This window comes from Exiguobacterium alkaliphilum (assembly GCF_018138125.1).
Classification (GTDB): domain Bacteria; phylum Bacillota; class Bacilli; order Exiguobacteriales; family Exiguobacteriaceae; genus Exiguobacterium; species Exiguobacterium alkaliphilum.
Window position 1 is genome coordinate 943,228 of the sequence record NZ_CP073101.1, and the last position, 12,933, is coordinate 956,160.

Genomic DNA, 12,933 nt, shown 5'->3' on the forward strand with positions numbered 1-12,933 from the left:
TGCGACGAAAGTCACGGACGCTTGTAACCGATGAGGCGCGATTGCCAGTACGGTTCTTTGCTGATTTGGTTGTAGCCGAGGCCGGACGTTCCGGCGTGGATGAACGTGTCCGCGTTGATCATGATGCCCATGTGGGACGGACCGGCCGTGTACGTGTTCTCGAAGAAGACGAGGTCACCCGCTTGCGGCGTGAACGATTTCGGCAACTGTGGGCCGAAGTAGGCGCCGGCCCAATAGTTGGCGACGTTCGTGCGCGGGATGTTGACGCCCGCTTGGTTGAACGCATAGAAGATGAGGCCGGAGCAGTCGAAACCGCCATTGACCGGACTGGACGAGGCCCAGACGTAAGGCGTGCCGACGAAGCGCTGGGCGACGGCGATCGTCGCGAGGCGGGTCGCCTGGGCAGACTGTCCGTTCACGTGCGTCACGAACGACTTGGCGATGAACCCTTCGGCGACGCGGTAATGGGTCGTCGTCTCACCGATGACGTTCAACAGGCCACCGCGAAGCGTCGAACCGACGATCGCGCTCGTGTCGCTCGCTTGGGCGCGGATGGCGGCCGGGCTCGCCGTGAAGAACGTGTGAGCGTCATACGAGCCTGAGACCCACGTCGGGTTCGCCGCTGTCCCTTTCGGCACTTGTTTCACGAACGAAGCCGAGACGAAGCCCGTCGTGTTGCCGATGTAGATTTGGTGCCATCCGTTTGACGTCTGCACGACGCGGAGCGTCTGGCCGGCCGTGACGCTGCCGATGATGGACGAGCTCGTCGTCGCCGAGGCGCGGACGTTCAATGACGGCGTGTTGACGACATAATCGACGTCCGTGTTGCCGGCGCCAGCATCCCCGAGGTTCGGGGTGACCGGTGCGCTCGGTGCGGTCGTCGTCTGTTTCAAGAAGCCAGTGCTGACGTAACCGGACTTGCCGTTATACGTCACGTACACCCACGAGCCGCTCTGTTTCGTCGCCGTCACGGTCGTGCCGTTCGGGATCGTCGTGACGAGGGCGAAGCCGGTCCCTGCGCCTTGGCGCACGTTCAAGTTCGCGGTCGTCACGTACGACGTGTTGATGCTCTCTTCTTTGATTTGCGTCGGTTGCGTCGGAGCTGGTGTAGCCGGCTGGGCCGGTGCCGGCGTGGACGCCGCCTTCGTCAAATATGTATTCGCGACGAAGCCCGTTTGCGTTCCGAATTTCACGTGCGACCATGTGCCTTCGACTTTCAAGACGGTGACGCTCTGTCCTTTCGGAATCGTCGTCAACACGCGTGCGGTCGTCGACTTCGAGGCGCGGAGGTTCAAGTTCGCCGTCGTCTTTGATGCAGTCGTTGCGCTCGGGGTGACGATTGGTGCAGTCGGTGCCGGTGCAGGCGTTGCCGGTTGCGCAGGTGCGGCGCTTAAAAAGTCGTTGTGCACCCAACCCGTGCGGCCGTTATACGTCACTTGCGTCCAGACGCCGCTCGTCTTGAGCGGGGTGAGTCGTTGGCCGCGCGGAATCGTAAGGAGGACGCTATGCGTCGTCCCGGCGCCGCTCCGGAGGTTCAAGTTCGCGGTCGTCGTACGGGTCACGGTCGCTTGCGTCGCGTTATTGTTCGCAGGTGCGAGCGTCACGGCGCCAGAGAGTCTCAGTGTCTGTCCGATGGCGATTCGGTCGGACGTCAAGTTGTTCACAGATTTCAATGTCGCGAGCGGGATATTGTGCTGCTGGCTGATTGACCAGAGCGTATCTCCGGCACGGACGGTGTGCGTGCTAGCGGCAGCGGCGTCGTCGGCCTGAACGAGGACGGTTACGGCGGCGATGGCGGCGAATGAGTACATGAGGCCGGACTTATGATCCATGGAGTCACTTCCTTCGTAGATGGCGTAGGTAACGGTTCGATAAAATCAATACAGTTATATTGTAAGGTGTTTCGAAATTGGCAGGCAATGGGGGGAAGGACTCAAACAGGCCAATTCCGTTGAAAAGGAGGTCAATATTTTTTGACAGGTAGAAATGGGATGAATTAGGTAAAAGGGGTGAATCAGAAATTGACTTTCTGTTGAATTTTGGAAACTATTCTTCCCAAGTATTCATGCTATGATGAAGATAGGATTAATGAGGAGAGTAGGGGACTTATGACCGAGGGGAACTTTTCCGCACAATCGTATCGAAAACATCAAGAGAAACTGTTCGACCTCGTACGGATGCCGGACGTGAATGAAGCGACGGTCCATCAGGCGATCAGCTATATGTGTCAAGTCGTCTCGGATATGCTCGACGTCGACACCGTCTCGATTTGGCACTTCGATGACACGTACGCGTCCATCCGTTGCCAAGTCGCGTATTCGAAAGAGGTCGGGCACACCCAACCGGACTTGATCGTCGATCGGGATGCCGCGCCGGTCTATTTCGATGCGCTCCGCACGAACCGGGTGCTCCCGTTCGACGATGTACGTAGCCACCCGTGGGTGAAGGATTTGTATCAACAATACTTTGTCGAAGGACAGCGCATCTACTCCATGCTCGACGCGCCGATCTATGCGAACGAGTACGCGAAAGGCGTCATCTGTTGTGAGACGTTCGCCCCGCGGACGTGGACGTATATGGAGGAACTCATCGTCAGCACGTTATCGGACTTCATCGCCATCCTCTACCTCCGGCTCGAGCGTCAATCGATCGAGGAACACGTCACGCGTCTCGCCTACACGGACGCGCTGACGGGACTCATGAACGAGAACGCGTTCGTCGAACACGTCGACCGCGTCCGGGAAGAGGCGGACGGCCATCTCGGCTCGCTCATCTATTTGAAGGTCGACAAGTTCCGGGCGATCGAGGACGCGCTCGGGCTCGAGAAGGCCGACGCGCTCGTCAAAGACGTCGCGGCCCGGCTTCGCCACATCGTCGACCCGACGATGCTTGCGCGCATCTCGCAGTCCGGCTTCATGGTTTGGACGCCTTACGGGGACCGCATCAAAGCGTTCGGGGTCGCCGACATGCTCGCGGAGACGGTGACGAAAGAGGCGTATGCCGTAGGCGCGCTCGATGTCGTCTTGACGATGAGCGCCTTCATCGCGATTGAGGACAAGACGTATTCGACGCTCGAGTTGATTCATGCGACGCGGCTCGCCGAGAGCGGCAACGTGCAACGTGGCATCGTCACGTTTTATGAGCCGGAGATGGGGGAGAAGGCGGCGGCCGAACTGACGCTCGAGATGAATCTTCGTAAAGGCATCGCCTTGAACGAGTTCACGCTCTTCTATCAGCCGAAAATCGATGCGGCGACCGGGCGGTTGAACGGGTTTGAGGGTCTCATGCGGTGGCTACATCCGGAACAAGGACTCGTCCCGCCGCTCGACTTCATCCCGCTCGCCGAATCGACCGGCGTCATCATCACGCTCGAAGAACAGATGTTCACCATCGCCTGCAGGCAGTTGAAGGAGTGGCACGATGCGGGGCGCAAGTACCGGCTCGCGCTCAACTTGTCGGCCCGTCACTTCTTGTCAGACGGGGTCGTCGACAAGTTCGCGCACATCGTCCGCGACATCGGCGTCTGTCCGACGTATTTGACGTTCGAGATCACGGAGAGCGTCGGCATGGAGAACCAGTTGCACGTCATCGAACGCTTCATCGACTTCCGGGACGTCGGCTTCTCCATCTCGATTGACGACTTCGGCACCGGCTTCTCGGCGTTCGTCTACTTGAAGCACTATCCGATTCACGAGATTAAGCTCGACCGGCAGTTCATCCAGGCGACAGAGAGCGACCCGACCGGGAACGTCATCGTCCAGTCCATCATCGAGCTCGCCAAAGGGTTGAAGTTACGAACGGTGTGCGAAGGAATCGAGACGGAGAGCCAGCGCCAGACGCTGAAGGCGCTCGGGTGTGATGAGATGCAAGGCTACTACTTCTCGCGTCCGCTCCCGATTGAGGAGCTTGAAGCTTGGATTAAATCATATGAACAAATGTAAAAGGGTTCGCCGCGGTGAACCCTCAGGCTGTAGACAAAACATTGTCTGCAGTTTTTTTATTTGTCCGACCGGGCACAGTTCGCTTTTCTGGGGGCAAGCAGGGAGCCGCATCGCTTAACGCTGCTGGGTCTCCCTTTGCTTGCTATTCCCCTAGAAGTCTCGCCGTGCCCTTGTTCGGTCCACGCATCCATCCCTCTTTTCGTACCCGCGCCCCTTTTTTATAATGAGAGGTAGAGAACCCGTCATGGCGACGATGCTACCCTTTGCCGCCCTCAATCTCAAGAAGATGGCAGGCTTGGCATGGAAGGACGCCCAACCCGCCTGAAAAGTCGCTCGGGCAGAGCGCCTCAAGGCCAGAAAACGAAAAAGTCACGTTTCAGTTCGCCTGAAACGTGACTTTTTCTACAATCTGAGGGTTCGCCGCGGCGAACCCTTTTTGTGTCTTCATGGAGCGTATGGCAACTCGATACGAATCGACGTGCCGACGCCGGACTCGCTCGTCACGTCGACCCGTTCTATGATGAGCGGTTCAATGATGAGATGAATCAAGTCGAAGTCGATGGCGCGACGTATCCTGTCAAAGAGCGGGTCAAAGCGACCCCGCTCAACGTCATGACGTTCGGCGGCATCTTCCTCGTCACCCGGGACGACGTCTATGAAGCGATCGAGAGTGACACGGTCGCGTATCACACGGTGAAAGTCGCCGATTATAAAGACCAGGCGGCATTGTCGGAACGCTTATCCGGACTTCCGAGCTTCTCGAGCGCGACGGACTTGTATCGCGACACGATGGCCGTGAACGGGGCGCTCCTCTTCGTCGGCAGTTTCCTCGGGCTCGTCTTCCTCGTCGCGACCGGGAGCGTCATCTATTTCAAGACGATGACCGAAGCTGAGGCGGACCGGGCGACGTATGCGGTGTTGCGTAAAGTCGGGATCTCGAAACGCGACATCAAACAGACGATTCGGCATCAAGTCGCCGTCATCTTCTTGGCGCCATATGTGCTCGGGTTGCTCCACGCGAGCGTCGCCTTGGTCGCGTTCTCCCGTCTGTTCGCGATGGACTTCACCGTGCCGGTCGTCGTCTGGATGGCGGTCTATTCGGCCGTGTACGCGATGTACTATGTCGTGACCGTCAAACGGTTCACAAAATCTGTATGTTAAGGAGGAAATGAAGATGAAGAAAATCATTGGGTTTACGCTCGCGTTCGTCCTCGTGACGGTCGGGCTGATCAACATCGACTGGCATCGGCTCGGGAAAGAGAACGCGTATGTTCAAGTCGGGGACGTGACGAACGTCGAAGAGACGACGCTCGACTCGGGAGAGGTCGTCCGTCGTTACGTCTATGAGACCGAGGCGTACACGAACGACGGAGAGGCGCGTGACGTCACATTCACGGCAGCGAAAGAATTACGTCAAGGCGCTTTTTTGATGCTCTATATGAAAGATGAAGCGGTCACATCATACGATGAGGTCGAGGCGTCTGACGTGCCGGAAGCGGCGCGGGAGAAGTTATAATCACATATCAATAAAGACCGCCTTTCCTGTTTATGTCAGGGAAGGCGGTCTTTCTCATGGTTGCGGTGATTCATCTGCGAGTTCAAGTTGGAGTATGTACGACAATTCGTTATGGGCCAATTGCGAGAAGTTCGTCTTTTTGACGTGCGTCCGCGGCCGCAGTCCGCATTCCAATGCGATGTCGACGATGGTCCGAATCTGATTTTCTGTATAGTACCGTTTGCGCCCAATCGTGAACGGGGTCGGCGGCAAGATGCCATCGGTCTCCCATTTGATCAATTGTTGCTGGCTGCGGGGGATGCCGGCGATGTGAAACGCCCGGCTCAACTCTTTGAGCGGGTAGACGTTCAGATGCCGGTTGTTCAGCTGATACGGTTTCCCGTGTTCGGGACGGTACGTATCCCATTCGGTCGCACGAAATGTCAGGTCGGTATGGTCGAAGTCGAGTTGAGCGGAAGGAATAAGGGGGTTGAGTGTGATGTCTAAGCTGTTCATCTAAGGTATCTCCTTCTTCAAATCAAACTGGTCATTTCTGAAAATGCCCTCCCTCGTATAGTACCCCATTTTCAAATCATTAACTGTAAGTTTTTTGAAAGTGGGGAAATGAATTCGTGGGACTATTGACGGATTTTCAATGCCGGTTCAACGTCTTTTACAATACCCTAAAAGGTATGAAAACTCAATCACAAAGCGGAGTATGATAAAATGAACTAATATTCAGAATAAATAGTTCGATAGTCCTTGAATCACAAAAACAAATAAATTGAGCAAACTTCTACCATCTTTGGTTAATAGGGGCGAAGGAGGTGAGACATATGGCAATTTATCGAGAATACGCAAGCATTTTTTACCTCGACACGAAACGCGTCGTCGATGGGAAAGACAAGCGGCAACTCGTCCGGTTCGGTCCACTTGGCGCCCGGATGGAGACGGCGGAGATTAAGCAGTTCGGTGATCTCGTGACGCGACTCTTGTCCGTCGACTCGGCTACGTACGTCGTGTCCCGTGAGTTCCACGTGACGGTCTAAATTGGAGGAACCCTCTATGCGCATCCCCCCTCGTCCCGCCGCCGGCAAACGGCACGATGAGCAGGTGGTCACATGAGCTGGCCCGAACTCATCTCGAACCTCGGATTTCCGATTGTCGTCTCGCTCTACTTGCTCCACCGGATCGAGACGCGGCTTGAGCGCATGATTCAGCTGCTCGAGCGCTTGGACTCCACTTACCCTTCTGACTTGTAATCATCCCCCGAAAGGAGCCATCCCCCATGGCACAGCTATCAGAAAAGAAAGCGACGCTCGTCTTGACGACGCATCACAACTTGGAAAGCTTAAAACCGACGAAAAAAGCGCAACGGTTCGGCCCAATCCGTGCGGCGCTCACGGCGAACGAGGCCGAGTCGTTCGGTCACCTCATGCTTGAGTTGATCGTTCAAGAAGACTTCACGCTCGCCGTCGTCCGCGAATACGACCTCGTCTAATCACCCACTTTAAGGAGGAGAATGAACCATGACTGAAACAAAACTCGAAATCGCCTTTTTGGATACGTTTAACAAAGTGACGCGCTTCCGCTTGAACAACGTGAAGCAACCGATTGACCCGATGCAGGTAAAGGCGCTCGCCGACTTCATGGTCGCGAACGACCCGCTCGCCAAGAACGTCGTCAAATGGACGGAAATCAAGATGATCGAAGGCTCGACGACCGTATTGAACGTCCAATAATGGGTTGAAAGATGGCTGAACGTTCAGCCATCTTTTTTTAATGTTGGTCAATCGTCTTCAAAGTTTTCTGATAACGGTCGATATAGGAAGAAACGTTGGTTTTGAGAGGGGACTTTACATATGAAGAGAAAAGTAAGTTGGTCGGCGACGGTGCAACGGGTAAGACGTCGCCTGAGCCAAAAACCTGCATTCCGGTTGCCATCACTCAAATGGCCGGTCAAAGTGCGGCAACGTCAAACCGAAGGGAAAACGAAAGGGCTCACGATTCGCCAGAAGCTATGGGGGCTCGTCCTCCTGTCGCTCCTCATGGTCATCGGGGTCGGCGGCTATTCGCTCGTGTCATTGAACGATGCGAACAAGCAGGCTGGTGAAATCGTCGACGTATGGAACCGCGGACTCGATTATGCTCATGAATTGAACACGCTCGCCGCGAATTATCGGGCGCTCGAACTCGAGCATATCGTCACCGAGGACGCGGCCGGGAAAGACGAACTCATGACGAAGATGCAAGACATCCGGGCTCGCATCAATGAAATTGCCCCGAAATACGAGGCGACGGTGACGAGTGCGACGGACAAAGAACTGTTCGACTACTTCTCGCGTCAATGGGAGATGTATCAGCGAGTGTCCGACAACATGCTCATCTTCAGTACGTCCGGCAACAACGGGATGGCGCGATCTTACTATGACGCCCAGTCCCAAGCGACGTACGACAACTTCACCCAGCGCTTGACGGCGCTCGTCGCCTATAACTCGGAAGAGTCGGTACGGGTCGGTGCCGCTATGGAACGTGAGTTCAAACAGTCGCTCATCGCCCTCATCGCCGTGACGGTCGGCGCGGTGTCGTTCCTCCTCTTCCTTGGCTTGAGCCTGCTCCGTTCGATTATCCGGCCGATGCGGACGCTTCAGACGAAGTTTGACGAGCTCGCGACGCAAGGCGGTGACTTGACGATGTCGATTCCGGTCACGTCGAATGACGAGATCGCACAAGTGAGCCGCTCGTTCAACACGTTCATCGCCTCGCTTCGTGACATCATGATTGACGTCGACGAGACGGCGAAAGTCGTCCTCGTCTCGTCGAAAGAAGTCGCCGCCGAAGTGACGCAGCTCAGCCGTTACATGGAAGAGACGTCCGGCACGGTCGAAGAACTGACGGCCGGCATGGAAGAGACGGCCGCTTCCTCGCAAGAGATGAGCGCATCGACGACAGAGATGGGCAGTTCAATCGATTCAATCGTCGACCTGTCGAACGACAGCGCCGAGACGGCGCAACATGTCGAACAGCGCGCCCATGCGATGCGCACGCAGGCCATCCAATCAAAAACGGAAGCGACCGCGATCATCGAGGCGAAGCGGGTCGAACTCGACGAGGCGATTCGGGGGGCGAAGTCGGTCGAAGAGATTCGCGTCTTGACGACCGCGATCCTCGCCATCGCCGATCAGACGAATTTGCTCGCCTTGAACGCTTCCATCGAAGCGGCGCGGGCCGGGGACGCGGGACGCGGTTTCGCCGTCGTCGCCTCGGAGATTCGGAAGCTCGCCGAGAACTCACGCCAGACGGTGAACGAGATTCGAGACGTATCGAACACGGTCATCGACTCGGTCGAACGGTTGAATACGAGCTCGGCCGATATGTTGTCGTTCCTCGACACGACGGTCTTGTCGGACTACGACCGGCTAGAGGCGTCGGCGACGCAGTATGAGGCGGACGCGACCGTGTTCGGTGAGACGGCGAAGACGTTCGAAGGAAACGCGCTTCAACTACGTCATATGACCGATACGATTCTCGGTGTCATCCAAGAAGTCGCGACGACCGTGACGGAAGGGGCGGACGGGACGCAGTCAATCTCGGAGAAGGTCCAACGCTCGGTCGAACGGTTCAACGACGTGCAAGAGCGGATGCAGGAGACGGAACAGCGTGCGGTCGAACTCTCGAACCGGGTATCGCAGTTCAAACTATAAAGAGGAGACCGCAGCGGACGTCCGTTGCGGTTTTTTTGTCCATTTCGAGAACCAGAAAATCAAAATATAGGTCAATCCGAACAAAAAGTAGTGCTAGCATTGGAAAAACGTTTGCACCATCCGATAAAATCCATGTAGTTCCAAAAAAAGAGAAATAGAGGTGGAAGAGGACACGTTCCTCGAACGACATGAAACGATTCAAAACACTATCGTTAACGCAAAAACTATTCAGTGGCATCGGCTTGATTCTCCTGTTCGTGACGGTTGGCATGGGCTATAACCTGTGGACGCTTCACAACATGACGAGTCAGTATAAGACGATGATTGCCGAGGACGTCATGAAGATGAAGGCGGCCGATGACTTGTCGCTCGGCATGACGCGGCAAGCGTACGGCGTACGCGGCTATATCCTCGACCAAAACGACGAGCGTCGTGAACAAATCGAACGCGGTGGGACAGAGAAGACAGCCGCGATCGAGGAGTTGATGCGACTGGCCAAGACGGACGACGAACGGAGCGAGTTCGAACGTCTGTTGGCTTACGCGGCAGGCTATGACGAGCTGGCGACGCAAGCGATCGCAGCGGCGGATGCAGGGAACGCGGAAGACATCGAGCGACTGACGCTCCGACTCATGCCAGACGTGACGAAGTCGATCACCGAGACCGGTGAAACGCTTCAAGCCGAGTCGGAGGCGGCGATGCTCGCGAAACAAGACGAGCTCGAGAATCTTGGCGAGAGCGCTGTTCTGTATTCGGCCGGCGTCGCTATCCTTATTCTCGTCCTTACGCTCGGAGCGGGCTACTTCTTGCAACGGATGGTCACCGTGCCACTTCGTCTCCTCGCGAGAGAAGTCGATGTCGTCGCGAGCGGCGACTTGACACGAGACGACTTGGAGGCGCTGACGCGTGACGAGATTGGTCAACTCATGGTCGGCTTCAACGGCATGAAACTCAACTTGCGCGAGTTGATTGACGAAGTGAGCCGGAACGCCCAAGAGATCACGGCCCAGTCAGAAGAGCTGTATGCGAGCACCGAAGAGATGTCATCGCAGACGGAAGAGACGACGCGGATGATTGAGCGGGTCGTCGAGGAGACGGTCGCACAGGCGCGCGAGGCGACCGGCAGCGCCAAGGCAGTCGCCGCAGCGGACGAAGGCGTCGACCAAATCGCGCGCTCCATCGGCACGATCAGTGAAGACGTCTCGACTAGCCTGAAGCTCGCCGAGGACGGCGGGGAGACGATTCAGCAAGCTAAACAGGAAGTGCTCGCCCTCGAGACCGAGACACGCCTCACAGGTGAGTCGATCGCGACGCTCAAGCAACAGTCGGACGAGATCGCACTAATCACCGAGGTCATCCAATCGATTACCGACCAGACGAACTTACTCGCCTTGAACGCCGCGATTGAAGCGGCCCGGGCCGGCGAACAAGGAAAAGGATTCGCCGTCGTCGCCGAAGAGGTAAGGAAGCTCGCCGAACAATCGAAGCAGTCGGCGACGCAAATCGCCGGGTTAATCGAATCGATTCAAGTCCAGTCGAATGCGGTACTGACGCGTCATGAAATGAGTGCAAAGCGTGTCGACGTGAACACAAGATTACTCGAACAAGCGACGCATGCATTCGGTCAAATCGTTCAGCAGCTGCAGACGTCGGTCGACAACACGCTCCACATCCGAAAGGCGTCGAGCGAGATCGCTTTGACGACGAAACAAGTCGCGACGGCCGCGCTCGGAATCGCGAGCGAGAGTGAACAGATGGCGACGACGATGCGCAGTGTCGGAGAGACGAGCGACTCTCAGCTTGCGATGATTCAAGAGTTGAACGGGGTCGCCGAATCGCTCGGCAACATGACTGGAGATCTCCAGACGTTGATTGGCAAGTTCAATACGTGACGAAAGCCGTCTTCGGACGGCTTTTTGTACGTCCGAAGGATTGACCGGTATCCATTTCGGGAATTGCCGAAAAGAATGAACTTTAAGATGAAAAGGGGAATCGATATGAAATATACGGTCATTACAGGTGCGAGCTCAGGAATCGGATACGAGGCGGCGAAACGACTCGCGAAAGCAGGAAAGTCGCTCGTTCTCGTCGCGCGTCGTACAGACGAACTCGAGAAGTTGCGTAAAGAAATTAAGTCGATCTCACCGGATAGCGACGTCATCTTGAAGACGAACGACCTCTCGTATAGCGAGAACGTGTACGCCTTGTACGAGTCGCTCGCCGACCTCGACATCGAGACGTGGATCAACAACGCTGGGTTCGGGGACTCGAACTTCGTGAAAGACGCCGAGGTCGGAAAGATGGAAAACATGGTCCGTCTGAACGTTGAGGCGCTCACGGTGCTGTCGAACTTATACGTTCGCGACTACCATGACGTCGAAGGGGCGACGCTTTTGAACGTCGCGTCGGTCGTCGGCTACCATATCGCGAAAAAAGGCGTGACGTACAGTGCGACGAAGTTTTATGTCAGCGCCTATACGGAAGGACTTGCCCGTGAGTTGATGAACAATGGGGACAAATTGCGGGCGAAAGTGCTCGCGCCGGCAGCGACCGAGACCGGTTTCGCGAGCCGGGCCCGGGAAGAGGAGAATTTCGACTATAGCCAAAACGTCGAGAAGTACCATACGGCCGAAGAGATGGCCGGCTTCTTGATAGAGCTGCTCGAGAGCGACGAGGTCGTCGGCATCGTCAACCACGAGGATTACTCGTTCGAGTTGCGCGGACCGATTCATCCGTTTATGTGAGCATATAAAAACAACCCGCCTTCACTCAGAAGGCGGGTTTTGTTAGCGCATCGACGAATCCGCATACCCACCCGTCACACGGTGCGTGAGACGGTGGTACCAATAGCGAAGACGAAGACGATAGACATAAAACTTAGACGTGTTCGGTAAGATGACGTTGTCGACATAGTCGGCGAACATGGCGCGGAACATCTGGTCCTCGCTGTCGTCATACGTCGCGCTCCACATGCCGTGCTCTTCGACTTCGAGCAACATGTGAATCGTCTCGTCATCGAGCGTGTCTTGATCGGGCTTGCCTTTGACGAGCATGTCGACCCGGTGGCTGCAAATCGAAGCGTAGAGCGAATGGGCGTGCGGGTTGCGCGGGTTCGCGTTCAAGTAGCCGATGGCGGCTTTTAAGAGCTCATCGTTCATCTCGAGCGGAATCTCGTCATACACTTGGAAGAAATCGAGTAGCATCGGCACCGTCTCTTCATTGAATCCGGTGAGTCGGACGTAATGCATCAAATGGAGCCCGGCCTCCCCGTAGAACTTGCGGTGGAAGTAATGGATGGCGATGGCCCGCTGCGTCATCGGGACGTTTGGAAACCGTTCGATGGCGCGAAGGTAATGCTGTTCGGCCTCGAACGTGAAGCCGGCGTCGTCGCTGAGCGCGCCGAGCAGGCAATGAATGAGGTAGTGGTCGCCGAGCGCACTCGCCGCGTCGAGCTGTTGTTTCGCCTGGTCGAACTCACCTTCGCGGATGAGCGGATAGGCGCGCATCGCCGGGAAGAACGGGTCGTCCGGGAACCGGGTCTCGCCGCGCGTGACGAGCGTCTCGATCGCCTCGGCGTTATATGTCTCCGTTAATTCTTCAAGCAACATCATCTCGAGGAACGTCCGTTGAAATTCTGGGGTGTGTAAGTCGATGGTGTGTTTCGTCATCTGGGTCCCTCCGTACGTTTAGGATTGTTGCTTTATTATACAAGTGAATCGGCATCACGAGTAGAGTTTTTTCAAAAAATGGGAAAAGAAAAAGTGTACACATCCGACATGAAGGAGGGAGTCAA

Annotated in this window: 13 protein-coding genes; 10 read left to right on the forward strand and 3 right to left on the reverse strand. The window is 56.1% G+C overall.

Features of this window, described 5'->3' with window-relative positions; genetic code table 11:
- Nucleotides 1-11 precede the first annotated feature (11 nt).
- A complete protein-coding gene (locus KB235_RS04975; protein WP_246514346.1) occupies nt 12-1,832 on the reverse strand; it encodes a C40 family peptidase in 1,821 nt (606 codons plus the stop codon).
- 276 nt (nt 1,833-2,108) lie between these two features.
- Between KB235_RS04975 and KB235_RS04980 the strand changes: the two genes are divergently transcribed.
- From KB235_RS04980 to KB235_RS04990, 3 genes are all read left to right on the forward strand, one after another.
- Nucleotides 2,109-3,941: a bifunctional diguanylate cyclase/phosphodiesterase gene (locus tag KB235_RS04980; RefSeq protein WP_211780606.1), complete on the forward strand. Its 1,833-nt coding sequence runs from the start codon at nt 2,109-2,111 to the stop codon at nt 3,939-3,941.
- A 438-nt stretch (nt 3,942-4,379) separates the two neighbouring features.
- On the forward strand, nt 4,380-5,102 hold the full coding sequence (locus tag KB235_RS04985; protein WP_211780607.1) for an ABC transporter permease family protein: 723 nt from the start codon (nt 4,380-4,382) through the stop codon (nt 5,100-5,102).
- 13 nt (nt 5,103-5,115) lie between these two features.
- On the forward strand, nt 5,116-5,457 hold the full coding sequence (locus KB235_RS04990) for a YxeA family protein (RefSeq protein WP_034817826.1): 342 nt from the start codon (nt 5,116-5,118) through the stop codon (nt 5,455-5,457).
- Between the two features lie 54 nt (nt 5,458-5,511).
- Here the strand turns inward: KB235_RS04990 and KB235_RS04995 are convergent, their stop codons facing one another.
- Complete coding sequence (locus tag KB235_RS04995; protein WP_034817825.1) at nt 5,512-5,952, reverse strand: MerR family transcriptional regulator; 441 nt, start codon at nt 5,950-5,952, stop codon at nt 5,512-5,514.
- Between the two features lie 320 nt (nt 5,953-6,272).
- On the opposite strand from KB235_RS04995, the gene KB235_RS05000 reads away from it, so the two are divergent.
- The 7 genes from KB235_RS05000 (at nt 6,273) to KB235_RS05030 (ending at nt 11,884) form a co-directional block, all read left to right on the forward strand.
- Nucleotides 6,273-6,485 carry a hypothetical protein gene (locus tag KB235_RS05000; protein WP_034807491.1) on the forward strand — a complete coding sequence of 71 codons (213 nt, stop codon included), beginning with the start codon at nt 6,273-6,275 and terminating at the stop codon, nt 6,483-6,485.
- Nucleotides 6,486-6,557: 72 nt separating this feature from the next.
- On the forward strand, nt 6,558-6,698 hold the full coding sequence (locus KB235_RS05005) for a YvrJ family protein (protein ID WP_081825866.1): 141 nt from the start codon (nt 6,558-6,560) through the stop codon (nt 6,696-6,698).
- Nucleotides 6,699-6,724: 26 nt separating this feature from the next.
- Complete coding sequence (locus tag KB235_RS05010; protein ID WP_034817824.1) at nt 6,725-6,937, forward strand: hypothetical protein; 213 nt, start codon at nt 6,725-6,727, stop codon at nt 6,935-6,937.
- Nucleotides 6,938-6,965: 28 nt separating this feature from the next.
- Nucleotides 6,966-7,178 (forward strand): DUF2922 domain-containing protein, encoded by a 213-nt coding sequence (locus KB235_RS05015; protein ID WP_034807495.1) that lies wholly within the window; start codon nt 6,966-6,968, stop codon nt 7,176-7,178.
- 120 nt (nt 7,179-7,298) lie between these two features.
- Nucleotides 7,299-9,140 (forward strand): methyl-accepting chemotaxis protein, encoded by a 1,842-nt coding sequence (locus tag KB235_RS05020; RefSeq protein ID WP_211780608.1) that lies wholly within the window; start codon nt 7,299-7,301, stop codon nt 9,138-9,140.
- Nucleotides 9,141-9,328: 188 nt separating this feature from the next.
- Complete coding sequence (locus tag KB235_RS05025; RefSeq protein ID WP_211780609.1) at nt 9,329-11,032, forward strand: methyl-accepting chemotaxis protein; 1,704 nt, start codon at nt 9,329-9,331, stop codon at nt 11,030-11,032.
- Nucleotides 11,033-11,137: 105 nt separating this feature from the next.
- The gene (locus KB235_RS05030) at nt 11,138-11,884 is read left to right on the forward strand and encodes an SDR family NAD(P)-dependent oxidoreductase (RefSeq protein ID WP_211780610.1); all 747 of its coding nucleotides are present in this window, start codon (nt 11,138-11,140) and stop codon (nt 11,882-11,884) included.
- Between the two features lie 42 nt (nt 11,885-11,926).
- On the opposite strand, the gene KB235_RS05035 is transcribed toward KB235_RS05030, so the two are convergent.
- Nucleotides 11,927-12,808 carry a tetratricopeptide repeat protein gene (locus tag KB235_RS05035; RefSeq protein ID WP_029334427.1) on the reverse strand — a complete coding sequence of 294 codons (882 nt, stop codon included), beginning with the start codon at nt 12,806-12,808 and terminating at the stop codon, nt 11,927-11,929.
- Between the last annotated feature and the right edge of the window lie 125 nt (nt 12,809-12,933).